Genomic DNA, 24350 nt, shown 5'->3' with positions numbered 1-24350 from the left:
CCAGATCGGCGGTTCGGGGGACGCCGCTCTGTGGTCATCCGTTCTCGCTTGCCCCTGTGACGCTGGGATCACTGCCCGGCCGACCTCCGCGGACGGGTTCGGGGGTGTTCTCCGGTCCCAAGGACGTATGACTGCACCAGGTGGTTCCAGCCGCACGTCCGGCAGACCTCCACCACGTACACGGTGAACTCGGCGAAATGGTTGGCCATCTTCGCCAGTTCTTCCGGTGCCCGCGCCGAACCCGAGGCGTGCTTCAGCTCGTCGCCGTAGACCCAGGAGACCTCGGTGAGGACCTCCTTGCGGCAGACGGGGCAGTCGTCCCGCCCCGGGGTCCCGTGGAACTTGGCCGCCCTGAGCAGGTAGGGGCCCGCGTCGCACACCTCGGCGGTGCCGACGCGACCCGAGCGGACGCCCGCGAGCAGCGCCCGGCGCTGCAACGCGTAGTCCACGATCTGCCGGTGGGTTCGCACGCTGACAGAGTACGTGTCCCGGCGCCCGCGACGATGGGCCGTTCTGCCTAGCGCTGTGCGCATCGAGTGCGACACGCCGACGGAGTGGTAACGCTCTGGTGAATTCCACCACCGTGGTTCGGCATCCAACAGGTGATCCGCAGGGTTAGGTACGCCACTTCGATGTATCGGCGCGATATAGTGGCCCGGTAGGTTTCGACGCGCGGATGGAGTAATACGGAGCAACGCCGGAGCGCGTCGTTTGTTCCCGGAAGGGGGTGACCGGCGTGCTGGAGTTCGCGGTGCTGGGACTGCTGCACGAGGCACCCATGCACGGTTACGTGCTGCGCAAGCGGCTGCACGAAACCCTCGGCATGTTCCGCACCTTCTCCTACGGCTCGCTGTACCCGACCCTGCGGCGGTTGCAGCGAGCGGGCTTCATCGTCGAAGAGGACGGCGAAGCCCCGGCGCCGGATCCCGCCGCTCGAGCACAGAGCCGTGCGTGGGCAGCCCGCCGTGGGAAACGCGTGTACAAGCTGACCGCGGAGGGCAAGGAACGGTTCGCCGAACTGCTCGGCGACGCCGGTCCGCAGACCTGGGACGACGAGGGCTTCGGCGTCCACCTCGCGTTCTTCTCCAGGACACCGGCCGACGTCAGGATGCGGATCCTGGAGGGTCGCCGCCGCCGGGTCGAGGAGCGGCGTGAAGGACTGCGGGCGGCGATGGCCAGGGCCGAGGAGAGGATCGACCGCTACACCCGCGAGCTGCACCGGCTTGGCCTGGAAAGCAGCGAACGAGAAGTGCGCTGGCTCAACGAGCTGATCGCGCACGAGCAGGCCGAGCAGCGGGCAGAGGAGCCTTGAGCGCGGCTCGGCCACTACCTACGTGAAGAACGAAACCAAAGGAGATTCCGGCATGGGCGAGAACCGCCGCAGCGTTCGGGTGGCCATCGTTGGCGTCGGCAACTGTGCCGCATCGCTGGTGCAGGGTGTGCACTACTACCGCGACGCCGATCCCGCCTCGCGTGTGCCCGGGCTGATGCACGTCCAGTTCGGTGAGTACCACGTGCGGGACGTCGAGTTCGCCGCCGCCTTCGACGTGGACGCCAAGAAGGTCGGGCGCGACCTCAGCGAAGCCATCGTCGCCAGCGAGAACAACACCATCAAGATCGCCGACGTGCCGCCGCTCGGCGTCACCGTGCAGCGCGGGCACACGCTCGACGGGCTCGGCCGGTTCTACCGGGAGACCATCGAGGAGTCCGACGAGCAGCCGGTCGACGTGGTCGCCGCCCTGCGCGACGCCGAGGTCGACGTGCTGGTCTCCTACCTGCCGGTCGGCTCGGAGGACGCGGACAAGTTCTACGCGCAGGCCGCCATCGACGCCGGGGTGGCCTTCGTCAACGCGCTGCCGGTGTTCATCGCCTCCGACCCCGAGTGGGCGAAGAAGTTCACCGACGCGGGTGTCCCGATCGTCGGTGACGACATCAAGTCGCAGGTCGGCGCCACCATCACGCACCGCGTGCTGGCGAAGCTGTTCGAGGACCGCGGGGTGCAGCTCGACCGCACCATGCAGCTCAACGTGGGCGGGAACATGGACTTCCTGAACATGAAGGAGCTGGAGCGGCTGGAGTCGAAGAAGATCTCCAAGACCCAGGCGGTGACCTCGCAGGTCGATCGCGACCTCGGCAAGGCCAACGTGCACATCGGCCCCTCGGACTACGTGCAGTGGCTCGACGACCGCAAGTGGGCCTACGTCCGCCTGGAGGGCCGCGCCTTCGGTGACGTGCCGCTGAACCTGGAGTACAAGCTCGAGGTCTGGGACTCGCCGAACTCGGCGGGCATCATCATCGACGCGGTGCGGGCCGCGAAGATCGCCAAGGACCGCGGCATCGGCGGCCCGATCCTGTCGGCGTCCTCCTACTTCATGAAGTCGCCGCCGGAGCAGTACGACGACGCCACCGCCCGCGACGCCGTGGAGAAGTTCATCGCCGGCGAAGCCTGATCCACGCTGAACGGGGCACCACCGGCCAGTGGTGCCCCGTTCACCGCGTCACGCCCAGTGCCCGCGGCAGGTCGCTGATGTCCTTCAGCACCACGGCGGCCTCCGCCAGCACCGCCGGGTCCGGCGGGAAGTGCGGGTTCGGCACCGCGCACACCCGCATCCCGGCGGCCATCGCCGACTTCAGCCCGTTCGTGGTGTCCTCGACCGCCACGCAGTCCGCCGCGTCGACCCCGAGCCGCCGCGCCGCCTCCAGGTAGACGTCGGGGGCGGGCTTGCCCGCGTCGACCTGCTCGCTCGACAGCGCCACGCGCACCAGCTCGTCCAGCCCGGTGGCTTCGAGGAACGCCTGGATCAGCACCGGCGGTGACGAACTCGCGATGGCCACCGGGTACCGCTCGCCCACCGCGCGCACCGCCTCCGGCCCGCCCGCGATCAGCGGCGGCCCGTCGGCGTAGCGCTTCCGCATGCGGTCGACCACCACCTCCGCCACTTCGGCCGCGGTCAGCCGGACCCCGAGGCCGACCAGGTGCTCGGCCCATTCCGGGGTGCTCATGCCCTGCACCGCCCTGGTCGACTCCTCGCGCCAGGTACCACCGTGCTCGGCGACCACCGCGCGCCGCACCTCGTCCCAGGTCTGCTCGGAATCGACCAGCACCCCGTCGAGATCGAAGACCACCGCGTCCATGGGCGTGACCGTACCGGCGGCCGACCGGCCCCGGCGACTCAAGCGGGCAGTTCCACCGCCGCGAGCTTGGCCGGGTCGGTCACCACGAGGAGTTCGGCGATCCGGCCGCCGGTGACGGTGAACGCCATGAGCGAGAGCGGGCCGCCGCCAGGAACGGCTGGCGAGCACCTTGGTGGCGCCGGTGGACTTGCCGAGGATCTGGCCGATCTCCTCGAACGGCACCGCGAACAGGTCGTGCAGCACGAACGCCAGTCCGTCGTAGGGCGTTCCGGGGCGGGACCGGCGTGCTCGCAGGACGTCCAGGCTGAGCCGGCCGGCCCCCTGTGCGCCGGATTACTTGGACATGCTCAGCAATGATAGTTAGCATAGCTAAGTAAGAATTCGCTTAAGGAGGAGGCAAGGCCGCTGATGAGCGCCGGAAACCACGGGAGCCTGCTGGACGCGATCAAGGGCCAGCCCAAGCAGGTCTGGATCACCGCCTTCGCGGCGGTCATCGCCTTCATGGGCATCGGGCTGGTCGATCCGATCCTGCTCTCCATCGCCGAGGGGCTGAACGCCACGCCGTCCGAGGTGACCCTGCTGTTCTCGTCGTACCTCGGCGTGCAGGTGGTGGCGATGCTGTTCACCGGCGCGATGAGCGCGCGCTTCGGCGCCAAGCGCACCGTGCTCACCGGGCTCACGCTGATCGTGCTGGCCACCGCCCTGTGCGCGGCCGCCGGGTCCATCGAGCAGCTGGTCGGCCTGCGGGCGGTCTGGGGGCTCGGCAACGCCTTCTTCATCGCCACCGCGCTTTCGGTGATCGTCGGCGCGGCCACCGGCGGGCAGGCGGGCGCGATCCTGCTGTACGAGGCCGCGCTCGGCGTCGGCCTGTCGGTCGGGCCGCTGCTGGGGGCGCTGCTCGGCAACATCTCGTGGCGCGGGCCGTTCCTCGGCACCGCCGTGCTGATGGCCGGTGCGCTGGTGCTGTGCTCGATCTTCCTGAACAGCGACAAGGACGAGCAGCGGCCGCGGGTCCGGCTGCTGGACCCGATCCGCGCGCTGCGGCACGGCGGCCTGCTGCGGACCTCGATCGGTTCGGCGCTCTACACCGCCGCGTTCTTCACCGTGCTCGCCTGGTCGCCGTTCGTGCTGGAGTGGAGCGCCATCGCCGTCGGGCTGGTGTTCTGCGGCTGGGGTCTGTGCGTGGCGGTGGCCGGCGTGGTCTTCGCGCCGAAGCTGGCGGCGAAGCTGGGTGAGCGGCACGCGACCGTGGTCGCGGTGCTGGCCTACGCCGTGCTGCTGGCGGTGATGCTGGTGCCGGGCAAGCCGGTGCTGGTGGCCGCGATCATCGCCTCCGGGCTGGTGTCCGGCCTGCTGAACACGCTGTTCACCGGTACCGCGATGTCGGTCAGCGACGCACCGCGGCCGGTGGCCAGCGCGGGGTACAACTTCCTCCGCTGGCTGGGCGGGGCGGTCGCCGCCACCGTGGTCGGCCACGTGGCCGAGTGGCTCGGCTCGCCGCAGGCGCCGTTCCTGGCCGCGGCCGTCCTCTGTGTACTGGCCGGTGCGCTGCTGGCGATCGAGCAGCGCACCCCGGACTCCCACCGCGTCCCGCCGACAGCGGCGCTGGTCGGCGAAGAGTTCTAGTGAACAAAAGGTGAACACCCGACCAATGAAGGTATTCCCCTCCGTTGGTCGGGTGGCTTAGCGTCGGACTCCCGAACCTGGAGGTCCCCGTTGAAGTTCCTGCCGTTGCTCCCAGGCCACTCACCCGGCCGCGCGGCCGTCACCTGCACCTACCGCTGCGGGGACGCCTGTTTCCACGAAGTGCCCAACACCTCGGGCAACGCCACCTTCGCCGACGTGCTGACCGAGGTCAGCCGCCGCGGCGCGCTGAAGGCGGGTGCGGTGGTCGCGCTGGCCACCGGTGGTCTCACCGCCGCGCCCGCGCTCGCCGCCGCGCCGGAGAAGGGGCAGCCCAAGCCGCCACCGGGGCTGGACTTCCAGCGGGTCGAGCCGAACACGCTGGACGCGGTGGTCGTGCCGGAGGGCTACGAGCAGGGCATCGTCATCCGCTGGGGCGACCCGGTGCTGCCCGGCGCGCCGGAGTGGGACATCACCCAGCAGACCGGGGACGCGCAGGCCAAGCAGTTCGGCTACAACTGCGACTTCGCCGCGCTCCTGCCGATCGACCACACCGGGCTCAAGTCGCTGCTGGTGACCAACCACGAGTACACCACCGAAACGCACATGTTCCCCGGTTACGACGAGGACAACCCGACCGAGGAGCAGGTCGAGGTGGCCTGGGCGGCGCACGGCCTGACCGTGGTGCTGGTGACCAGGACGCCGCGGAGCGGGCACTACCGGCCGAAGCCGTCTCGGCTCAACCGCCGGATCACGCTGCACACGCCGTTCAAGGTGACCGGCCCGGCCGCGGGCAGTGCGCTGCTCAAGACTCCCGCCGACCCGACCGGCACGGTGGTGCTCGGCACGATGAACAACTGCGCGGGCGGCGTCACGCCGTGGGGCACGATCCTGTCCGGCGAGGAGAACGTCAACCAGTACTTCGCCAACGCCGACCTGGTGCCCGACGAGAAGACCCGGACCCGGCTCGCGCGCTACGGCATCAGGGGCACCGAGACCACGCGCAAGTGGGAGCGGTTCGACAGCCGGTTCGACCTGACCGAGCAGCTCAACGAGGCGAACCGGTTCGGCTGGGTGATCGAACTGGACCCGCACGACCCGGAGAGCACGCCGGTCAAGCACACGCACCTCGGCCGGTTCAAGCACGAGTGCGCCAACATCCGGATCGCCGACGACGGCCGCGTGGTGGCCTACTCCGGGGACGACGAGCGCTTCGAATACATCTACAAGTTCGTTTCGAACGGCAAGGTCAAGAAGGGCGGCAGCGCACACGCGCGGCGCCACAACATGACCCTGCTCGACGACGGCACGCTGTACGTGGCCCGGTTCACCGGCGACTCCCCGGCAGCCGAGATCGACGGCTCCGGGAAACTGCCCGGCGACGGCGAGTTCGACGGCGGTGGCGAGTGGATCCCGCTGGCCGCGGGCAAGAAGTCCTTTGTGGACGGAATGACCGCCGAAGAGGTGTACGTGTTCACCCGTGAGGCGGCGGACAAGGTCGGGGCCACCAAGATGGACCGGCCGGAGGACATCCAGGCGCACCCGAAGACCGGCCGGGTCTACTGCGCGCTGAGCAACAACGTCGAACGCGGCAACCCCGGCAAGGAGGGCGCGACCGAGCCGAACCCCCGGGTGCACAACAAGCACGGCCAGGTGCTCGAAATCGACGAGAAGGCGCTCGCGCTGAAGTTCCGCTGGCGGCTGTTCCTGGTCTGCGGCGACCCGTCCGCGCCGGACACCTACTTCGCCGGTTTCCCGAAGGACCAGGTGTCGCCGATCTCCAGCCCGGACAACGTGGCCTTCGACCGGCACGGCAACCTGTGGATCTCCACCGACTCCGCGGGGGCGCTCGGCATCAACGACGGGCTCTACGGCGTTCCGCTGGACGGCAAGCAGCGCGGGAACCTGAAGCTGTTCCTGACCGTGCCGAAGGGCGGGGAGACCTGCGGCCCGGTCATCGGCGACAAAGTGGTCACCGTCTGTGTTCAGCATCCGGGTGAGCTGGACGGCGCGAGTGCCGACAACCCCGCCTCGCACTGGCCCGACGGCGGTGCCAGCGTGCCGCGGCCCTCGGTGGTGGCGGTGTGGAAGCCCGGGAAGCACGGCCCGGGCGATATCGGCGGTTGACCTCGGTTCAAGGTGAATGACCAGGTCAACGCGGTGCGGGTGCGACGTGTGCCACACCGTGTTGGCCTGGTGTTCACCTCGAAGTCGGAACGGGCTCTCCTTGGTCGCTTAACGTCACGGCGTTCCCCTGACTGGACCACTGGAACCCACTGCACTCACCATGGAGGCACCGTGTCCGTCGAGCCCCAGCGGCTCCTGCCGTTGCTCACCTCACACCCCGGCGGCCGTTCCTCGGTCACCTGTGAGTACCGCTGCGGCAACGCTTGCGCGCACCCCGAGCCGAACACCTCGGACAACGAATACTTCGGCGACGTCGCGAAGAACGTGCTTTCCCGCCGTGGTGCGCTGAAGGCCAGCGCGGTGATGGCCGCGGCCGCGGGTGGTTTCGCCGCGTTGTCCGGTACCGCCGCCGCGGCGCCCGTCGAGGCGGCGGGCCACGGCAAGCCGGGCAAGCCGCAGAAGAAGGTGCCCGGCACCGACTTCGACCCGGTCCCGCCGAACACCAACGACGCGGTCACCATTCCGCCCGGCTACGACCAGCGCGTGGTCATCCGCTGGGGCGACGCGGTGGTGCCCGGTGCGCCGAAGTTCGACTTCCACAAGCAGACCGCGGCCGCGCAGGAGAAGCAGTTCGGCTACAACAACGACTTCGTCGGGCTGATCCCGCTCGACCCGCTGGGCATCTCGAACCTGCTCGTGGCCAACCACGAGTACACCACCGAGGTGCACATGTTCCCCGTCGACCAGTACGACCCGAACAACCCCACCGAGGAGCAGGTCAAGATCGCCTGGGCGGCACACGGGCTGTCCGTGGTGCAGGCGCTGCGCGACCCGATCCACGGCGGGCTGCGCGTGGTGCCGAGCCGCTACAACCGCCGCATCACGCTGAACACCGAGTTCGAGGTGCGCGGGCCCGCCGCCGGTTCGCAGTACCTCAAGACCTCCGCCGACCCGTCCGGCAAGGTGGTCCGCGGCACGCAGAACAACTGCGCCGGCAGCGTGACCCCCTGGGGCACCGTGCTCTCCGGTGAGGAGAACATCAACCAGTACTTCGCCAACGCGGGTGCGGTGACCGACCCGGTGCAGGCCGCGCGGCTCAAGCGCTACGGCTTCTCCGGCGCCGGGAGCACCCGCAAGTGGGAGCGGTTCGACAAGCGCTGGGACGTCACCCAGGAGCCGAACGAGCCGAACCGCTTCGGCTGGGTGGTCGAGATCGACCCGCACGACCCGAACGCGAAGCCGATCAAGCACACCCACCTCGGCCGGTTCAAGCACGAGGGCGCCGCGGTGAAGATCGCCGAGGACGGCCGCGTGGTCGCCTACTCCGGGGACGACGAGCGCTTCGAGTACATCTACAAGTACGTCTCGAACGGCAAGTACAAGAAGGGCAACAGCGCGCACGCCCGCCGCCACAACTCCGGCCTGCTCGACGACGGCACGCTCTACGTGGGCCGGTTCACCGGTGACTCGCCGGTCGGCGAGATCGACGGCACCGGCAAGCTGCCCGGCGACGGCGAGTTCGACGGCTCCGGCGAGTGGATCCCGCTGGCCGCCGGCAACAAGTCCTTTGTGGACGGATTCACCGCCGAGGAGGTCTACGTCTTCACCAGGCAGGCCGCGGACAAGGTGCTGCCGACGAAGATGGACCGGCCGGAGGACATCGAGCCGAACCCGGTCAACGGCCGCGTCTACTGCGCGCTGACCAACAACTCCGACCGCGGTGCGGCGGGCAAGGCCGGCGTCGACGAGGCCAACCCGCGCAACGGCAACCGCAACGGGCACGTGCTGGAGTTCGAAGAGGTCGGCAACGCCACCGCGACGAAGTTCAACTGGCGCCTGCTGCTGGTCTGCGGTGACCCGAAGACCGCAGACACCTACTTCGGCGGCTTCGACAAGTCGCAGGTCTCGCCGATCTCGTGCCCGGACAACGTGGCCTTCGACCCGCACGGCAACCTGTGGATCTCCACCGACGGCAACGCGCTCGGCTCGCACGACGGGCTGTTCTCGGTGCCGGTGAGCGGTCCGGAACGCGGCAAGGTGCAGCAGTTCCTCTCGGTGCCGACCGGTGCGGAGACCTGCGGTCCGGTGGTGACGGAGAACCTGGTGCTGGTGGCCGTGCAGCACCCGGGTGAGAACGCGCCGAACTCGGGTGCCCCCACCTCGCACTGGCCGGACGGCGGCGACACCCAGCCGCGCCCGGCCATCGTTTCGGTGTGGCGCAAGGGCCGGTGGGGTCTCACCGGCAAGATCGGCGTCCGCTAGCCCGCCGGGGAGCGGGGCACCCGGCTCGGGGTGCCCCGCTCCTTCGCGCTACTCGGTGGCCTTCCGCATGGCGGTGGTGCCGAGGAACAGGCCGACGGCGGCGATGCCGAACACCGCCAGGCCGCCGTGCAGCACCGCGGCCGCACCCAGCTCGCCGCCGAACAGAGCCCGTTCCGCATCGACCACATAGGACAGCGGGTTCAGCCGGGCGACGGTGTGCAGCCAGCCGGGGGCGCCGTCGATCGGCAGCAGCACCCCCGAGAGCAGCAGCAGCGGGAACAGCAGCGTCTGGTGCACCGCCCAGAACAGCGAATCCTGCTTGCGCACGGCGATCGCCAGCGCGAAGGACAGCGCGCCCATGCCGATCCCGAGCACCGCCAGCAGGACCAGCCCGGCGAGCACACCGGCCGGGTGCAGGGTGAAGCCGAGCGGCAGCACCACCAGGGTGATCAGCACCGCCTGCGCCAGCAGCAGCACCACTTCCTTGAGCACCCGCCCGAGCAGCATCGCGGTCCGGCTGATCGGGGTGACCAGCAGCCGTTCCAGCGAACCGCCACCGCGTTCCATCAGCAGGTTGTAGCCGGACGCCATGGTGCCGAACAGGGCGAGCATCACCAGGATGCCCGGTACGAACCACTGCCACGGCGAGCCGTCGCCGGGCAGCAGCGGGCCGAACAGCAGCAGGAACACCAGCGGCTGCGCCATGTTGATCAGCAGCCCGGCCGGGCTGAGCAGGTTGGGCTTGATCTCGCGGCCGAAGACCACGCCGGTGTCGGTGAGCAGGTTCATCAGCATTTCCCCTCAGGCGGTTTCACGGAGGCTGCGGCCGGTGAGGCCGAGGAAGACGTCGTCCAGGGTGGGGCGGCGGAGGTCGGCCGAGCGCACGGTGATCCCCTCCCGGTACAGCTCACGCAGGTACCGCGGCAGCGCGGCGGTGGCCTGCCCGGCCAGCCGCACGGTCACCAGGTCGCCGTCGACCACCACCTCCTTCGCCGGCGGGGCCAGTTCCGCCGCCCGGCGGGGTTCGTCGACCACCACTTCGATCAGGTCGCCGGCCAGGTTGGCCTTCAGGTTCGCCGCGGTGTCGTCGGCGATGACGCTGCCGTGGTCGATGACCAGCACCCGCTCGGCCATCGCGTCGGCTTCGTCGAGGTAGTGCGTGGTCAGGAAGATGGTCGTGCCGAACTCCCGGCGCAGCCGCAGGATGTGCTCCCACAGGTTCGCCCGGTTCTGCGGGTCGAGCCCGGACGACGGCTCGTCCATGAACAGCAGCTTCGGCCGGTGGATCAGCCCGAGCGCGATGTCGAGCCGCCGTCGCTGGCCACCGGAAAGCGAGTTGGCGTAACGCTTCGCGAGCGACTCGAGGTCGAGGGCGGCGAGCAGTTCACCGGCCCGCTTCCTGGCTTCCGACCGGCTGAGGCCGTAGCACCGGCCCTGGCTGAACAGTTCGTCGGCGACCCGGAAGTAGTCGCCGGAGCTCTTGCCCTGGCCGATGTAGCCGATCCGGCGGCGCGCGGCGGCCGGATCGGTGCGGATGTCGTGCCCCGCCACCTCCGCGGTGCCCGCCGTCGGCGGCAGCACCGTGGTCAGCATGCGCAGGCTGGTGGACTTACCGGCGCCGTTGGGGCCGAGGAAGGCGACCAGCTCGCCCTCCTCGACGTCCAGGTCGAGGCTCTGGACGGCTGCCACGGTCTCGTTCTTGACCTTGAAGTGCCTGGTCAGACCGCGGGCATGGATCATCTGCGACTCCCATACTCAAATTTGAGCTACCCCGTTCACGGGCAGCGCGAGATCGTTCTCGGTAGGTGATTTGCCGGATTTGCAGCTCGAAAAGCTTACTTCGAATGCGTCATAAAACGTCAGGGTGCTTGACAATTATCGGTTATTGTGGGCACCGTGAAGCCGCCGATCCCGTACCTGCTCGCCTACGCGCACACGCTCGCGTCGCGGCGGGTGGCCGAGCGCCTGCGCCGGTTCGGGCTGACCGCCCGGCAGTTCGGCGTGCTGGTGCAGTTGCAGCTCGAACCCGAGCTGACCATGGCCGAACTGGCGCGTCAGTTCGGCGTCAGCAGGCAGTCGCTGCACGAACTGGTCGGCGAACTCGAGGACGCCGGGCACCTGCACCGGCTGCCCGGGGCGACCGGGCGCACCGTGCGGCTGGTGCTCACCGAAGGCACCGAACGGCTGCTCGCCGCCGCGGAAGGCCCGATGATGCAGGCGGAACGCGATCTCGCCGGTGGCCTGAGCGCCCGCGAAACCGAGGCACTGCGTGGATTGCTGCAGAAGCTGATGGCACGCGCGACCGACGACGAGAGCTGGCTCAGCTACTGAAGCGAGTCCCGCCTGATCCGCTCGCCCAGCAGGACGGCCACCCCGGCGGCGGCGATCATGCACAGCCCGACCGCCCACAGCCCGGTGCGCTGGCTGCCCGTGGCGTCGGTCAGCCAGCCGGTGATGTACGGCGCGGCGAAGCCGCTGATGTTGCCCAGCGAGTTGATCATCGCGATGCCCCCGGCCGCCGCGGCCCCGGAGAGGAAGCTCGACGGCAGCGCCCAGAAGGTCGGCAGCGCCGAGCAGACCCCGGTGGCGCAGATGGTCACCGCGACCATGGCCAGCACCGGGTTGCCCAGGTACAGCGCCACCGGGATGGCCGCGCCGCCGACCAGCATCGGCACCGCCACGTGCCAGGTGCGTTCACCGGTCCGGTCGCCGTGCCGCGCCCACAGCACCATCACCACCGCGCCGACCACGTACGGGATCGCGGTGATCAGCCCGGTCTCGGTGATCGAGAACTGCGTGCCGAACTGCTGCTTGAACCCGGCGATGATGGTCGGCAGGAAGAAGCCGAGCGCGTAGAGCCCGTAGGCGATGCCGAAGTAGACGAAGGCCAGCGCCAGGATGCGCGGGTGGGTCAGCGCCTTGCGCAACGGCCAGTGGTGCTGCTGCTCGGTGTCCGCCTTCTCCGCGGCCAAAGTGGACGAAAGCCAGTCGCGCTCGCCCTCGGTCAGCCACTTCGCCTTCTCCGGGCGATCGGTCAGGTAGAACCAGGTGACGAAGGCCAGCAGGATCGCGGGCACGCCCTCGACCAGGAACATGAACCGCCAGCCGGACAAGCCGAACACCCCGTCGCCGCCGGAGATCAGCAGGCCGGAGACGGTGGCGCCGACCGCCGAGGAGATCGGCACCGCGGCCATGAACATGGCCACCGCCTTGGCGCGCTGCGCGGCCGGGAACCAGAAGGTCAGGTACAGGATGATGCCGGGGAAGAAGCCCGCCTCGGCGACCCCGAGCAGGAAACGCAGGACCACCAGCGTGGTCGCGTTCGGCACGAAGGCCATCACGGTGGCCACGACGCCCCAGGTGAGCATGATCCGGGCCATCCACCGCCGCGCGCCGAACCGGTGCAGCGCGAGGTTGCTCGGCACCTCCAGCAGCAGGTAACCGAGGAAGAAGATGCCCGAGGCGAAGCCGAACACCGTCGCGGTCAGCCCGAGTTCTTCGTTCATCCCGTTCGGCGCGGCGAAACCGATGTTCACCCGGTCCAGGTAGTTCACGAAGTACAGCAGGCAGAGGAACGGCATCAGCCGCAGCGCCACCTTGCGCAGCACGCGGTCACCGGGGTCAGTCGCCTTCATGATCGATCATCACAGGCCCGCGCGGCCCGTGCGTCAAGGGGCTCCTACCGTGGGACCCATGACTGAACAGCCGCTCGCCCTGGTCACCGGCGCTTCCCGAGGCATCGGCGCCGCCGTGGCGCAGGCGCTCGCCCCCACCCACCAGGTGCTGCTCGGCGGCCGTGACACCGGCGCGCTGGAGGAACTCGCCGCGGAACTGCCCGGCGCGCGCCCGTGGCCGGTCGACCTGGGCGATTCCGACGCCGTGCGTGCGGCCGTGGCGGACCTCGACCGGCTCGACGTGCTGGTGCACTCGGCGGGCGTCGCCGAACTGGGCACCGTCGAGCAGGCCACCGCCGAGGACTGGCGGCGCAACTTCGAGCTGAACGTGGTGGTGGTCGCCGAGCTGACCCGGTTGCTGCTGCCCGCGTTGCGCGCGGCGAAGGGGCACGTCGTGGTGATCAACTCCGGTGCCGGGCTCAACGCCCGCCCCGGCTGGGGTCCGTACGCGGCGAGCAAGTTCGCCGTGCGTGCCTTCGCCGACGTGCTGCGTGCCGAGGAGGAGCCGAACGGCCTGCGCGTCACCTCCGTCCACCCCGGCCGGACCGACACCGACATGCAGCGCGCGATCGTCGCCGGCGAGGGGAACGAGTACGACCCCGGCCGCTACCTGCGCCCCGATTCGGTGGCGAAGGCGGTGCTCGCCGCGGTCTCCGCGAGCCCCGACGCGCACCTCACCGAACTCGTCGTGCGGCCGCGATGACCACCACGCCGACCACCGCCACCAGCAGGTTCGCGTAGACCTCGTACCCGCGCAGCGCGTCGACGGCCGGGAAGACGTACCGGTTGAACGCGTTCAGGAACGGGCCGAGGACCGGCTGGTACCAGAGGTGGTCGATGGTGCCGCTGAGGCCCATCAGCACCAGCAGCCCGCCCGCGGTCTCGGTGGTTTTCCGCATGTCCCGACGCTAGGGAGGCCGGGCGGACGCCGTGCTCGGCCGAAGGTATCGAGCGGGACGACTTCGGTATCGCATCCGGTGGTGCCCGCCGGATCGCTGGGTAGGTTCGGTGCGGTGAGCACCCGCACCCGGCGCCAGTGGATCGTGGACAGCGCGGTGTTCGGCTTCGCCGTGGTGTTCGGGCTCTGGCTGGCGGTGGGCCGGCTGCGGTGGTGGCCGACCCCGGAACCGGCGTGGCTGCTCGACCTGGACCAGGTCGTCGGCGCGCTGGGCTGCGCCGCGTTGTGGTTCCGCCGCCGGTGGCCGGTGGGGCTGGCGGTGGTGCTGATCGCGTTGTCGTCGTTCTCCGAACTGGTCGGCGGGGCGGCGATGGCGGCCCTGTTCACCGTGGCCGTGCTCCGGCCACCGCGGGTCACCGCGTTGTTGTTCGCCGGTGGCCTGGCCGCCGCGTTCGCCTACCAGCAACTGCGGCCGGAGCCCGACGCGCCCGCGTCCCTGCTGCTGGCGTTCGGGCTGGTGGTGCAGAGCGCGGTGGTCGGCTGGGGGCTGGCCATCCACCACCGGCGCAAACTGGTGGTGTCGTTGCAGGAGCGTGCGGTCCGGGCGGCGCGTGAGGAGATCGCGCGGGAGATGCACGACGTGCTCGGGCACCGGCTTTCGCTGCTCAGCGTGCAAGCGGGCGCACTGGAGTTCCGGCCGGACGCGCCCGCCGAGGACGTCGCGCGGGCCGCCAAGGTGATCCGGGAGAGCTCGCACCAGGCGTTGCAGGACCTGCGCGAGGTGATCGGGGTGCTGCGGGCGCCGGTCGGCGAGCTGCCCCAGCCGTCGATGGCGGACCTGCCCGAGCTGGCCGGGGAATCGCGGCGGGCCGGGATGCGGGTCGAACTGCGGCTGGCGGTCGACGGCGAGCCACCGGACACGCTCGGCCGCACCGCCTACCGGATCGTGCAGGAGAGCCTGACCAACGCGCGCAAGCACGCCCCCGGTGCCGCCGTCGAGGTCGAGGTGACCGGTGCCCCCGGCGACGGGCTGGCGATCGAAGTCACCAACGAGGCGGCCACCGCGCCCGCCGAGGGCTCCGGACAGGGTTTGCTCGGCCTGACCGAGCGCGCGGTGATGGCGGGCGGGCGGCTGGCCCACGGGCCCCGGCCCGGCGGCGGCTGGCGGGTGTCGGCCCGGCTACCGTGGCCGCCGTGATCCGGGTACTGCTCGTCGACGACGACCCGCTGGTGCGCGCCGGGCTGACGATGATGCTCGGCGGAGCCGCCGACCTGCACGTGGTCGCCGAAGCCGGGGACGGCGCCGAGGTGCTGCCGCTGGTCGACGCGCACCACCCCGACGTGGTGCTGATGGACATCCGGATGCCGGGCACGGACGGCCTCACCGCCACCGAAGCCCTGCGGGCCCGGCCGTCGGCACCGGAGGTGATCGTGCTGACCACCTTCGACGCCGATCGGCACGTGCTGCGGGCGTTGCGGGCCGGGGCCGCCGGGTTCCTGCTCAAGGACACCCCGCCCGCCGAGATCGTGGCGGCGGTGCGGCGGGTCGCGCGGGGGCACCCGGCGCTGTCCCCGGCGGTGACCCGCCGCCTGATGGACCGGGTCGCCGAGTCCGACGTGGACCGCCGGCGCACGCGGGCGGCGGAGCGGCTGTCGCGGTTGAACGAGCGGGAGCGCGTGGTCGCCGTGGAGGTCGGGCGCGGGCGGTCGAACGCGGAGATCGGGCGGGTGCTGCACCTCGGGGTGCCGACGGTGAAGACGCACGTGTCGGCGATCCTGACCAAGCTCGGCCTGAACAACCGGGTGCAGATCGCCCTGCTGGTGCACGACGCCGGTCTGCTCAGCGGCTGAGCGCCGCCACGATTTCGGCGACCACGCCCTTCCAGTGCGTGCGCTGCTGTTCGCGTTCGGCCGCGTCGGCCAGCCGTTCCTGGTGCACACCGAGCCGAGCGCGGCCCTCGCCTGCCGAGGTGACCGTCAGCTGCAACGTGGTGTCGTGCGTCCAGCCGGGCGGCTGCCAGGTGAGCCGGAGGCGGTCGAGTTCGCGGAAGCTGCGCACCTCGCCTTGCACCCCGGCCTCGGTCCGGTAGCCGGTGCCCGCCTCGCGCGCGATCGTCACGCCTTCGCCGAGCCAGATCGCCACGCCCTCCGGTGAGGTGATGAAGTCCCACACCTCGGCCACCGGGTGGTCCACCGTCTTCGACACCCCGATCTGCCAGCCCGCGTCCCGGGTGCGCCCGACGGTCACCTGGTCACCGCCGCGATGGCGCTGACCTCGACCAGCGCGCCGGGCACGGCCAGCCCGGCCACCCGGGTGACGACCACCGGCGGCGTCGCACCGGCCAGCCCGGCTGCCGCCGCCGGATAGGCCGCGGCCAGGTCGGCGCCTTCGGCCAGCGCGATGGTGAGCATCACCAGATCCTGCACGGTGGCCCCGCCCGCGGCCAGCGCGGTGTGCAGGTTGGCCAGCACCTGGCGGGTCTGCGCGGCGATGTCGTCACCGCCGACGAGCCTGCCCTCACCGTCGACGGCGTTCTGGCCGCCGATGTAGACGGTGGTGGCACCCGGCGGCACCACGGCGACGTGGGTGAAGGCGGGCGACTGGACGAGTCCCTCGGGACGGAGCAATTGGTTCATGGGACTGAGCTTGCCGCCCTACCCGGACAGATACGGTCAGGGTTTACCGGCATCATTCCGAAGCGTGTCCACCACCACCCGGCGCCTCGAAACGCTCGCCCTGCTCCAGGCGCATCCCGGCATCTCCGCGCCACGGCTCGCGGAACGGCTCGGCGTCACCGAGCGCACGGCCCGCCGCGACGTCGCCCAGCTGCGGGAACTCGGCTACCGCATCGACGGCGATGCGGGCCGGGACGGCGGCTACCGCCTGGCTTCCGGGCGCACCATGCCACCGCTGCTGCTCGACGCCGACGAAACCGCGGCCGTCGTGGTCGGCCTGCGCACCGCGATCGCCGTCGACGGCCTCGAAACCGCGGCGACCACGGCACTGGCCAAGCTCACGCAGGTGGTCCCGTCGCGCTGGCAGACCCGGCTGAACGCCCTCGCCGACGTGCAGACCCGGCCCAGCCCGGCACGGCGGCGGACCGGCCGGGACGTGCTCATCCCGCTGGCCCTCGCCTGCCGCGCCGGTGAAGCCGTCCGCCTCCGCCACGACGACCGCCCGATCGACGTGCAGCCATATCGACTCGTCGCCTTGCGGAGCCACTGGTACCTGGTCGCCTGTCCCCGTGGGAGCGAACGCTGGCGGACCTACGCCATCGACCGCGTCGGGCACGCCCAGCCACTCGGCACCCGGTACCCGGCCCCGGAACCACCCGTGGACGCCGCCGCCTTCGTGTCGGACTCGCTCGCCCACGGACCCTGGCGGCACCGCGTCCGGGTGCGGGTGCACACCTCGGCCGACCTGGTCCGCGACCTGGTCGACCCGAGCGTCGCCACCGTCTCCGAGGTCGACGACTACACCTGCGACCTGCACTTCGGCACCGACGACCTGGACTGGGCCGCGCGGTGGCTCGCCTACCTGAACCTGGACCTGGACGTCCTCGAACCGGCCGCCCTCACCGGCCGCCTGCACTCCCTCGGCGAATGGCTGGCGGCCCGCTACTAGCCCCGCGGCCGCGATCCGCCCGCGCGCTCAGCCGATGGCTGCTCGACCGCTCCCAAGCCCCAGCCGCGCCGATGCCTGCCTGGCGCCTGGGGCTCGATCACCTGCTCTCAGCTCCACAGAGCATGAGCCTTCTGATCTCTAGGTCGCAGGTTCGAGTTCAGCCAGGCCGCGATCAGGCACGCAGCCGTGCCGAGGCCACCGCGACGCCCGCCTGTGCCTCCGCCCGGTCCACCCTGGTCGGCTCGCCGGCCGCGACCACCTGCTCCCCGGCCACCCACACCTCCCGCACCCGCCGCGAGCCCGCGCCCCACACCAGGTTCGCCAGCAGCTGGGCGTCCGGCACGTCGAGGCCGGTGGCGAAGGCGGGATCGTCCAGGTCGATGTGCACGAAGTCGGCCCACCGCCCGGCTTCCAGCGCGCCGATGTCGGCTCGGCCGAGTGCCTCGGCGCCGCCACGCGTGGCCAGCAGCAGGGCCCCGGCCGCGCTCAGCGCCGTCGAGTCCCCGGTCGCCAGCCGCGACAGCATCGCCGAGAGCTGCACCTCTTCCCACAGGTCCAGGTCGTCGTTGCTGGCCGGGCCGTCGGTGCCGAGGCCGACCGGCACCTTGGCCGCCCGCAGCTCGGCCAGCCGCGCGATGCCGGAGGCGAGCTTCGCGTTCGAGCCGGGGCAGTGCGCCACGCCGACCCCGTGGTCGGCGAACAACGCGATGTCCTCGTCGGACAGGTGGATGGCGTGGGCGGCGACCACCCTGGTGTCCAGCAACCCGGTCTTGGCCAGCAGCTTCGGCACCGAGCCGTGCTCGGCGCGCTGCTTCTCGTCCTCGGTGCGTGCCTCGGCCACGTGGATCTGCACCAGCGCGTCCCGGCGCCCGGCCGACTCCGCGGTCAGCCGCAACGCCTCCTCCGGCAGCGTGTACGCCGAATGCGGGCCGTAGCTGACCTCGATCCGCTCGCCGGGGCCGAAGCGCAGGCCGTCGGCGTCGATCCAGGCGTCGACGGCGTTGAGCTGCGCCCGCCAGTCCATGCCGGGCAGGTCCATGATCGGCGCGCCGATCGACACCCTGGCGCCGGTGGCCAGCACCGCGTCGGCGAGCTGGTCGCCGTGGAAGTACATCTCCGCGCTGGTGGTGACGCCGTGCCGCAGCATCTCCAGCGAGCCCAGCAGCATGCCGGTCCGGATGTCCTCGGCGCGCAACCGGGCTTCGGCCGGCCAGATGACCTCGCTCAGCCAGCGCAGCAGCGGCAGGTCGGACCCCATGCCGCGGAGCAGCACCATCGGGCTGTGCGCGTGGGTGTTGACCAGGCCGGGCAGCAGGATGCCGGTCAGCTCGGTGCACGGGACGTCGGTCTCCGGTGCCGTGGCGGCCGGGCCGCAGTGGGTGATCCGCCCGTCCTCGCCGACGTCGAGCACCGCGTCGCGGAGCACGGAACAGGCGGGGTCGGCGGGAAGGACGACGGGGGCGTGGAAACGACGGCGCATCACGGGATTCTAGAGGGTGCCCTCACTCGTCCATCAGGCCGGAACGCCAGGCCCAGGCGGCGATCTCCACCCGGTTCCGCGCGCCGATCTTGCCCTGCACCGAAGCCAGGTGCGTTTTCACCGTGGACAACGACAGGTACAGCTCGGTGCCGATCTCGGTGTTCGTCAGCCCGCGCGCGGTCGCCTTGACCACGTCGGTTTCACGCGCGGTCAGCGGCTCCGACGGCGGTTCGACCGACGGGCGCGCCGGTGCGCTGTCGAAGTGCTTCAGCAGCCGCACGGTGATCTGCGGTGACACCAGCGCGTCCCCGCGATCGGCCGCGCGCACCGCCTCGATCAGCAGCGCGGGCCCGGCGTCCTTGAGCAGGAACCCGCTGGCGCCGTTGCGCAACGCGGTGTGCACGTACTCGTCGAGGTCGAAGGTGGTCACCACGACCACCTTCAGCGGGTCGGCCACCTCCGGCCCGGCCAGCTGCCTGGTCACCGCCAGCCCGTCCAGCTCCGGCATCCGGATGTCCAGCAGGCAGACGTCCGGGCGCAGCTCGCGGGCCCGGCGCACGGCGTCCACACCGTTCGCCACGTCGGCCACCACCTCGATGTCGTCCTGCGCGTCGAGGATCATGCGGAAGCCCATCCGCACCATTTCCTGGTCGTCGGCGATCAGCACCCGGATCATTCCGCTCCCTGCCGAGCTTCGAGGGGCAACCACGCTTCGACCAGCCAGCCGCCCTCCGGCGACGGGCCGGCCTGCAACCGTCCGTGCAGCAGCGCGACCCGTTCGCGCATGCCGACCAGACCGTATCCGCCGGGGATCGGCGCGGTGCGCTGGCTCTCCCCGTGCCCGTTGTCGGTCACCCTGATGTGCAGTTCGCCGTCCTCCTCGCGCACCGACACCCAGGCCACCGTGGCGCCGGCGGCGTGCTTGCCGATGTTCGTCAGCGACTCCTGGACCAGCCGCAGCGCCGACCGGGCGACCTCCTGCGGCAGGTTTTCCGGCAGGTTCAGCTCGATCTTGGTGTGCACGCCGTGGTTCGCCGCGTCGACCATCTTGTGCAGGTCGGCGGCCAGGCTCATGGTGGCCTGTTCGCTGAACTCGGTGGTGCCCGCCGGGTGGTCCCCGCGCATGCTCCGCACCAGGCGCCGCATCGCGGTCAGGGCTTCGGTGCCCGCGGTCTCGATCCGGTCCAGCGCGTCCAGCGCCACGTGCGGGTTCTTCTCGGCGACCACCTTCGCCGCCTGCGCCTGCACCACGATGCCGGTCACGTGGTGCGCCACCACGTCGTGCAGTTCCCTGGCCAGCGCCATCCGCTCGGCGGTCTGGGCGTCGGTGACCGCGGACTGCACCACCTGCTTGCGCTCGGAATCCCTGGACCGCAGGAACAGCCCGGTCGCGATGGAGATGCCGAGCACCAGGAAGGCGGAGAGGATGTGCGGCTGCAGGTCGTCGAAGTCGAGGGTGGGGCCGTCGCGCCGGACGTTGGCCATCGCGCTCAACGCGACCGCGCCCGACAGCACCAGGATCGACGGCCAGGCGCGCGCGGTGGTGGTGTGCCGGATCAGCAGCACCACCATCACCGCCCCGGCCCCGACCTGCCCGATCGGCACCCCGCCGGCGAGCACGTAGCTGGAGTGGCCGCGCAGCACCAGCCGGGTGGCCACGGCGGAGAACAGCATCAGCCCGGCCAGCACCCAGGCGGCGGTCACCGGATGGCGCTTCCCCAGCATCGCCAGCCCGCCCGCGGCCAGCGAGCAGAGCAGCGTCGGCGCGGCACGCAGGCCCTCGCTGACCGCCGCGCCGAGTTCGAAGAACAACAGCAGGGACAGCAGGCCGACCATCGGCCACTGCCCGCTGACCAGCTCGCCGAGCTTGCTCTTCCGCTGCCGCTGGGCCGGGGACCGGGCGCCGATGCCGAACAACACCGCGGCGAAGAGCAGTCCGGCGCCGAACAGGCTGTTCCGGCCCTCGGCCAGTGAACTGAACGGGTCCACGTCCTCGCGTGCGGCGATGGCCAGCACGCACGACACGACCAGCGAGACCGTGCCCGCGAAAGCCACCCCGGGGCGGGCCGAGCGGACCAGGAGAATGACCAGTTCGAGCCCGGCCACCGTCTCGGCGAACGACAGGTTCTCCAGCACCGTCGAATAGGTCGGCACCCGGAACAGGTTCAGCAGCAGCGACGAGCACACCAGCACCAGCGCACCGGTGAACGCGGCGGCCACCGGCTGCGTCCTGGCCCAGACCGCGCAAGCGGCCATCAGCAGCATTCCCGGCACGATGCCGAGGTCGCGCAGGCGCGGTCCGGCACCGGTGATCACGGCGAGGTCGCAGAGCACGGCCGCGAGCAGCACGATACCGGGCACGCCGAGCCACCGCAGGAACGCGGTGACCCTGGCGGCGAACTGGTCGACGGTGGGCACGGTAGCGACGGTAGGGGATCGCCCGCGGACCGCACCTTGGCCGCCTGGCCATCTCCCCCTCGGCCGATCGGCCGAGGTTCCCGGCGGCCGCGGTGGCCGTCTGCCCGAAGCCCGGCACCCCCGCGCTGGGCGAGTCTGCTCGGCAGCAGAACGAATCAGGCGACGACAGGGAGAATTCCGGTGCAGAATCCACAGCGTCCACTCGGGACGGACGACGGCGCGCCCGTGCTGTCCGGCAGGGGGCTGGTGAAGCGCTACGGCACCCAGTACGCGCTGGCCGGGGTCGACATCGACGTCCGCGCCGGGGAGGCCATCGCCATCGTCGGGCCGTCCGGCTCGGGCAAGACCTCGCTGCTGCACGTGCTGGCGGGCATCCTCAAGGCCGACGACGGTGCCATCTTCCTCGGCGGCCAGCGGGTGGACCAGCTCAGCGAGACCAGGCGCAGCGAGCTGCGGCGCTCGGAGTTCGGCTTCGTCTTCCAGTCGGGCATGCTGGTCGCCGAGCTGACCGCCGAGGAGAACGCGGCGCTGCCGCAGCTGCTGGCCGGTGCCGGGCGCAAGGAGGCGCTGACCGCCGCCCGCGGCTGGCTGGCCCGCCTCGGCCTGGCGGGCAAGGAGCAGCGGCGCCCGGGTGAGCTGTCCGGCGGGGAGGCGCAGCGGGTGGCCATCGCCCGCGCGCTGGCGCACCAGCCGAAGGTGATCTTCGCCGACGAGCCGACCGGCGCGCTGGACACCCGGACCGGGCACGACACGATGGGCGCGCTGCTGGGCGCCGCCGCCGAGACCGGGGCCGCGGTGATCGTGGTGACGCACGACCGCGAGCTGGCCGAGTCGATGCCGCGCACGGTGGCCATCCGCGACGGCCGGATCGACGTGCGGGTCGCGGCGTGAACCCGTTCCAGCTGGCCGTGCGCGTGCTGCGGGCCGACCGCCGGACGCGGGTTTCGGCGATCCTCACCGGCGTCGGGGTCGCCGTGGCGACCGCGCTGGTGCTGCTGCTGGTCGGCCTGCCCTTCGGCACGCAGGCCCGGGCCGAACGCGCGTTGTGGCAGCAGCAGGTCTTCACCGAGGGGCAGACGGCCAACCTGTCGAAGGCGATCTCCGACGACTACTTCGAAGGCCGGGAGATCAAGCGGGTGGACGTGGCCCAGCTGGGCCCGGTCGGGTCGCTGCCACCGGGCGTCGACCGGCTGCCGGGGCCGGGCGAAGCGCTGGTCTCACCGGAACTGGCCCGGCTGATGGATTCGCGGATGGCCTCGCAGCTGTCCGACCGCTTCGGCACCGGGCCGCGTTCGCTGCTGGGTGAGCAGGCGCTGGCCTATCCCGAGCAGCTGGTCGCCCTGGTCGGCCACTCGCCGGAGGACATGCCGCAGGACGCCATGCCGGTCGACGGTTTCCCCGTCGACGGCGCCGAACCGGATTCCCTGCTGCAACTGCTCGCCGGGGTCGGTGTGGTGGTGCTGCTGGTGCCGAGCCTGGTGCTGGTCGCCTCCTCGGCCCGGCTGACCGCCGCGCGCCGTGAGCAGCGGCTGGCCGCGCTGCGGCTCGCCGGGGCCACGCCGAAGCAGGTGATCGGCATGGTCGCCGCCGAAACCGCGCTCGCCGCGGTGGCCGGCGCGCTCCTCGGCCTGGCGGTCAGCCCGCTGGCGAACGCACTGGCCACGGTGGTGCCGTGGGCCGGTGGCACCTGGCAGGCCGACGACTTCGCGTTGCCGCTCCCGCTCGCCATCGGCATCACCGCGGCGCTGCCCGCGCTGGTGCTGCTGGCCGCGGTCGCCGGGCTCCGGCGGGTGGTCACCGCGCCACTGGGTGCGACCGGCGGGCACACCAAGAAGCCGCTGCACTGGTGGCGCCTGCTCGCGCTGCCGGTGGCCGGGTCGTTCTTCTTCTACGCCATCTCAGCGGCCGACGACGGCGGCATCATGATCGTGCTGAGCGGCCTGTTCGTGCTGGTCGGCTCGGCGGCGGTGGTCGGGCCGTGGGTGACCTCGGCGGTCGGCGGCATCTTCGTCCGGTTGTGGCGCAAACCGGCCGGACTGCTCGCCGGTCGGCGGCTGCGGGACGATCCGAAGGGTGCCTACCGCGCGTCGGCCGGGGTGGTGCTGGCGGTGTTCGCCGGGTCGATGGCGCTGACCCTGCTGCCCAGCCTCGAATCGCTCGCCGGTGGTGGCCGATCGTTCCACGATTCGGTGCTCTACCTGGACTCCGAGGCGGAGACCGCGCACCAGCGGGCGGACGCGGCCAACGCCGAACTGGCCAGGTACGGGGTGCCGGAGCGGGTGGCCACCATTCCGCAGGTCGAGGTGGGCGGCCGGTCCGCGCTGGTGCTGGACTGCGCGAACGCCCGCGGCCTGCTGCGGTTCAACGCGGCCACCTGCGACGGCAGCCCCGCTGTCTACGCGGCCACGCCGATGGACCTGGCCGGGGTGGAGGTGTCCGCCGGCTTGGGGGCGGAGGGGCAGCCGCTGCCCGCGGGCACGGTGGCCCGTGAAGTGCCCTCGCGCGGCGAGGAGCAGTTCACCTCGTTGTTCATCGACCCGTCGGCGGTGCCCGCCGGGGTACGGCCGCAGTACTTCACCCTGGCCGTGCCGACCACCCCGGAAACCCGGGAAGTGGTGCGGACGGCGCTGATCACCGTGGCCGACGGGGAGCAGATCGACAGCCGGGAGCTGATCCTCGGCAACCAGCAGACCGAGCTGGGCGACCTGCGCCGCGTGACGGTGATCGGCCTGGTCGCCGCGGGCATCCTGGCCGGGTGCAGCGCGGCGATCGCGACCGCCGGTTCGGTGATGGACCGGCGGCGCACCTTCGGCGCGCTGATCGCCGCGGGCACCCCGGTGCCCACGCTGGCGCGGGCCCTGCGGACCGAGGCCGCGTTGCCCGCCCTGGTCGCCACCATCGGCGCCGGTGTGGTCGGCGCGATCGTCGGCCTGGGGCTGTTCAGCCTGGTCGACGACGACCCGGTGGTGCTCAGCCCGTGGCTGCTGGCGCCGGTGGTGCTGGGCGCCGGGGTCGCCGTGCTGGCGGCTTCGGTGTGCACCCCGGCCCTGAACCGGGTGCGCGCCGAACCCCTCGCCGACGAGTGAGGGAGTTGCTGACCGCGTCCCG

Annotated in this window: 23 protein-coding genes; 12 read left to right on the top strand and 11 right to left on the bottom strand. The window is 71.4% G+C overall.

Features of this window, described 5'->3' with window-relative positions; genetic code table 11:
• Positions 1-68: 68 nt before the first annotated feature.
• Positions 69-470 carry a DUF5318 domain-containing protein gene (locus AC07EG_RS19295; RefSeq protein ID WP_478254486.1) on the bottom strand — a complete coding sequence of 134 codons (402 nt, stop codon included), beginning with the start codon at positions 468-470 and terminating at the stop codon, positions 69-71.
• A gap of 266 nt (positions 471-736) precedes the next feature.
• On the opposite strand from AC07EG_RS19295, the gene AC07EG_RS19290 reads away from it, so the two are divergent.
• Positions 737-1312, top strand: a complete 576-nt coding sequence (locus AC07EG_RS19290) for a PadR family transcriptional regulator (protein ID WP_478254485.1) — start codon at positions 737-739, stop codon at positions 1310-1312.
• A 52-nt stretch (positions 1313-1364) separates the two neighbouring features.
• Positions 1365-2450, top strand: coding sequence for an inositol-3-phosphate synthase (locus AC07EG_RS19285; protein ID WP_478254484.1), 1086 nt, complete (start codon positions 1365-1367; stop codon positions 2448-2450).
• A 40-nt stretch (positions 2451-2490) separates the two neighbouring features.
• Here the strand turns inward: AC07EG_RS19285 and AC07EG_RS19280 are convergent, their stop codons facing one another.
• Positions 2491-3135, bottom strand: a complete 645-nt coding sequence (locus AC07EG_RS19280; RefSeq protein WP_478254483.1) for an HAD family hydrolase — start codon at positions 3133-3135, stop codon at positions 2491-2493.
• A gap of 408 nt (positions 3136-3543) precedes the next feature.
• Between AC07EG_RS19280 and AC07EG_RS19275 the strand changes: the two genes are divergently transcribed.
• The 3 genes from AC07EG_RS19275 to AC07EG_RS19265 all read left to right on the top strand — a co-directional run bounded on the left by AC07EG_RS19275 (position 3544) and on the right by AC07EG_RS19265 (position 9147).
• Positions 3544-4761 carry an MFS transporter gene (locus AC07EG_RS19275; protein WP_478254482.1) on the top strand — a complete coding sequence of 406 codons (1218 nt, stop codon included), beginning with the start codon at positions 3544-3546 and terminating at the stop codon, positions 4759-4761.
• Positions 4762-4851: 90 nt separating this feature from the next.
• A complete protein-coding gene (locus tag AC07EG_RS19270) occupies positions 4852-6885 on the top strand; it encodes a PhoX family protein (protein ID WP_478254481.1) in 2034 nt (677 codons plus the stop codon).
• A 171-nt stretch (positions 6886-7056) separates the two neighbouring features.
• On the top strand, positions 7057-9147 hold the full coding sequence (locus tag AC07EG_RS19265; RefSeq protein WP_478254480.1) for a PhoX family protein: 2091 nt from the start codon (positions 7057-7059) through the stop codon (positions 9145-9147).
• A 48-nt stretch (positions 9148-9195) separates the two neighbouring features.
• Here AC07EG_RS19265 and AC07EG_RS19260 read toward each other — a convergent pair whose 3' ends face one another.
• Positions 9196-9936, bottom strand: coding sequence for an ABC transporter permease (locus AC07EG_RS19260; RefSeq protein WP_478254479.1), 741 nt, complete (start codon positions 9934-9936; stop codon positions 9196-9198).
• Between the two features lie 12 nt (positions 9937-9948).
• Positions 9949-10887 (bottom strand): ATP-binding cassette domain-containing protein, encoded by a 939-nt coding sequence (locus AC07EG_RS19255; protein WP_478254478.1) that lies wholly within the window; start codon positions 10885-10887, stop codon positions 9949-9951.
• A 156-nt stretch (positions 10888-11043) separates the two neighbouring features.
• Between AC07EG_RS19255 and AC07EG_RS19250 the strand changes: the two genes are divergently transcribed.
• Positions 11044-11478 carry a MarR family winged helix-turn-helix transcriptional regulator gene (locus AC07EG_RS19250; RefSeq protein WP_478254477.1) on the top strand — a complete coding sequence of 145 codons (435 nt, stop codon included), beginning with the start codon at positions 11044-11046 and terminating at the stop codon, positions 11476-11478.
• Here the strand turns inward: AC07EG_RS19250 and AC07EG_RS19245 are convergent.
• Complete coding sequence (locus tag AC07EG_RS19245; RefSeq protein ID WP_478254476.1) at positions 11472-12782, bottom strand: MFS transporter; 1311 nt, start codon at positions 12780-12782, stop codon at positions 11472-11474. The genes AC07EG_RS19250 and AC07EG_RS19245 overlap by 7 nt on opposite strands.
• 58 nt (positions 12783-12840) lie before the next feature.
• Here AC07EG_RS19245 and AC07EG_RS19240 point away from each other — a divergent pair, with 58 nt between their 5' ends.
• Positions 12841-13524 carry an SDR family oxidoreductase gene (locus tag AC07EG_RS19240; RefSeq protein WP_478254475.1) on the top strand — a complete coding sequence of 228 codons (684 nt, stop codon included), beginning with the start codon at positions 12841-12843 and terminating at the stop codon, positions 13522-13524.
• On the opposite strand, the gene AC07EG_RS19235 is transcribed toward AC07EG_RS19240, so the two are convergent.
• Positions 13496-13720, bottom strand: a complete 225-nt coding sequence (locus tag AC07EG_RS19235; protein WP_478254474.1) for a hypothetical protein — start codon at positions 13718-13720, stop codon at positions 13496-13498. The genes AC07EG_RS19240 and AC07EG_RS19235 overlap by 29 nt on opposite strands.
• Before the next feature lie 114 nt (positions 13721-13834).
• Between AC07EG_RS19235 and AC07EG_RS19230 the strand changes: the two genes are divergently transcribed.
• Positions 13835-14917 carry a sensor histidine kinase gene (locus AC07EG_RS19230; RefSeq protein WP_478254473.1) on the top strand — a complete coding sequence of 361 codons (1083 nt, stop codon included), beginning with the start codon at positions 13835-13837 and terminating at the stop codon, positions 14915-14917.
• The gene (locus AC07EG_RS19225; RefSeq protein WP_478254472.1) at positions 14905-15570 is read left to right on the top strand and encodes a response regulator; all 666 of its coding nucleotides are present in this window, start codon (positions 14905-14907) and stop codon (positions 15568-15570) included. Before AC07EG_RS19230 ends, AC07EG_RS19225 begins: the two co-directional genes overlap by 13 nt.
• On the opposite strand, the gene AC07EG_RS19220 is transcribed toward AC07EG_RS19225, so the two are convergent.
• Entirely contained in the window at positions 15560-15967 is a 408-nt protein-coding gene (locus AC07EG_RS19220; protein ID WP_478254471.1) for an SRPBCC family protein, read from the bottom strand. The two genes, AC07EG_RS19225 and AC07EG_RS19220, sit on opposite strands and share 11 nt — an antisense overlap.
• The gene (locus AC07EG_RS19215; protein WP_478254470.1) at positions 15964-16356 is read right to left on the bottom strand and encodes a RidA family protein; all 393 of its coding nucleotides are present in this window, start codon (positions 16354-16356) and stop codon (positions 15964-15966) included. The genes AC07EG_RS19220 and AC07EG_RS19215 overlap by 4 nt, the downstream gene beginning before the upstream one ends.
• A 64-nt stretch (positions 16357-16420) precedes the next feature.
• On the opposite strand from AC07EG_RS19215, the gene AC07EG_RS19210 reads away from it, so the two are divergent.
• A complete protein-coding gene (locus AC07EG_RS19210) occupies positions 16421-17344 on the top strand; it encodes a helix-turn-helix transcriptional regulator (protein WP_478254469.1) in 924 nt (307 codons plus the stop codon).
• A gap of 172 nt (positions 17345-17516) precedes the next feature.
• Here AC07EG_RS19210 and AC07EG_RS19205 read toward each other — a convergent pair whose 3' ends face one another.
• The 3 genes from AC07EG_RS19205 to AC07EG_RS19195 are packed head-to-tail and all read right to left on the bottom strand — an operon-like array spanning position 17517 to position 21242.
• On the bottom strand, positions 17517-18824 hold the full coding sequence (locus AC07EG_RS19205; protein WP_478254468.1) for an amidohydrolase family protein: 1308 nt from the start codon (positions 18822-18824) through the stop codon (positions 17517-17519).
• A 22-nt stretch (positions 18825-18846) separates the two neighbouring features.
• Positions 18847-19500: a response regulator gene (locus tag AC07EG_RS19200; RefSeq protein ID WP_478254467.1), complete on the bottom strand. Its 654-nt coding sequence runs from the start codon at positions 19498-19500 to the stop codon at positions 18847-18849.
• A complete protein-coding gene (locus AC07EG_RS19195; protein WP_478254466.1) occupies positions 19497-21242 on the bottom strand; it encodes a sensor histidine kinase in 1746 nt (581 codons plus the stop codon). The genes AC07EG_RS19200 and AC07EG_RS19195 overlap by 4 nt, the downstream gene beginning before the upstream one ends.
• A 180-nt stretch (positions 21243-21422) precedes the next feature.
• Here AC07EG_RS19195 and AC07EG_RS19190 point away from each other — a divergent pair, with 180 nt between their 5' ends.
• Both AC07EG_RS19190 and AC07EG_RS19185 read left to right on the top strand, forming a co-directional pair.
• On the top strand, positions 21423-22133 hold the full coding sequence (locus tag AC07EG_RS19190) for an ABC transporter ATP-binding protein (RefSeq protein WP_478254465.1): 711 nt from the start codon (positions 21423-21425) through the stop codon (positions 22131-22133).
• Positions 22130-24328 carry an FtsX-like permease family protein gene (locus AC07EG_RS19185; RefSeq protein ID WP_478254464.1) on the top strand — a complete coding sequence of 733 codons (2199 nt, stop codon included), beginning with the start codon at positions 22130-22132 and terminating at the stop codon, positions 24326-24328. Before AC07EG_RS19190 ends, AC07EG_RS19185 begins: the two co-directional genes overlap by 4 nt.
• Positions 24329-24350: the final 22 nt, after the last annotated feature.

It is taken from the genome of Amycolatopsis sp. NPDC045836 (assembly GCF_056431745.1).
The sequence above is the reverse complement of the archived record's forward strand: the minus strand, read 5'-3'. Positions and strand labels throughout refer to the sequence as shown.

What these genes read in the sequence shown, in the direction of transcription:
- AC07EG_RS19255 (WP_478254478.1), bottom strand. Translation starts at nt 10,887, where the DNA reads ATGATCCATGCCCGCGGTCTGACCAGGCACTTCAAGGTCAAGAACGAG.
- AC07EG_RS19240 (WP_478254475.1), top strand. Translation starts at nt 12,841, where the DNA reads ATGACTGAACAGCCGCTCGCCCTGGTCACCGGCGCTTCCCGAGGCATC.
- AC07EG_RS19215 (WP_478254470.1), bottom strand. Translation starts at nt 16,356, where the DNA reads ATGAACCAATTGCTCCGTCCCGAGGGACTCGTCCAGTCGCCCGCCTTC.
- AC07EG_RS19235 (WP_478254474.1), bottom strand. Translation starts at nt 13,720, where the DNA reads ATGCGGAAAACCACCGAGACCGCGGGCGGGCTGCTGGTGCTGATGGGC.
- AC07EG_RS19205 (WP_478254468.1), bottom strand. Translation starts at nt 18,824, where the DNA reads ATGCGCCGTCGTTTCCACGCCCCCGTCGTCCTTCCCGCCGACCCCGCC.
- AC07EG_RS19275 (WP_478254482.1), top strand. Translation starts at nt 3,544, where the DNA reads ATGAGCGCCGGAAACCACGGGAGCCTGCTGGACGCGATCAAGGGCCAG.
- AC07EG_RS19260 (WP_478254479.1), bottom strand. Translation starts at nt 9,936, where the DNA reads ATGAACCTGCTCACCGACACCGGCGTGGTCTTCGGCCGCGAGATCAAG.
- AC07EG_RS19280 (WP_478254483.1), bottom strand. Translation starts at nt 3,135, where the DNA reads ATGGACGCGGTGGTCTTCGATCTCGACGGGGTGCTGGTCGATTCCGAG.
- AC07EG_RS19285 (WP_478254484.1), top strand. Translation starts at nt 1,365, where the DNA reads ATGGGCGAGAACCGCCGCAGCGTTCGGGTGGCCATCGTTGGCGTCGGC.
- AC07EG_RS19200 (WP_478254467.1), bottom strand. Translation starts at nt 19,500, where the DNA reads ATGATCCGGGTGCTGATCGCCGACGACCAGGAAATGGTGCGGATGGGC.
- AC07EG_RS19245 (WP_478254476.1), bottom strand. Translation starts at nt 12,782, where the DNA reads ATGAAGGCGACTGACCCCGGTGACCGCGTGCTGCGCAAGGTGGCGCTG.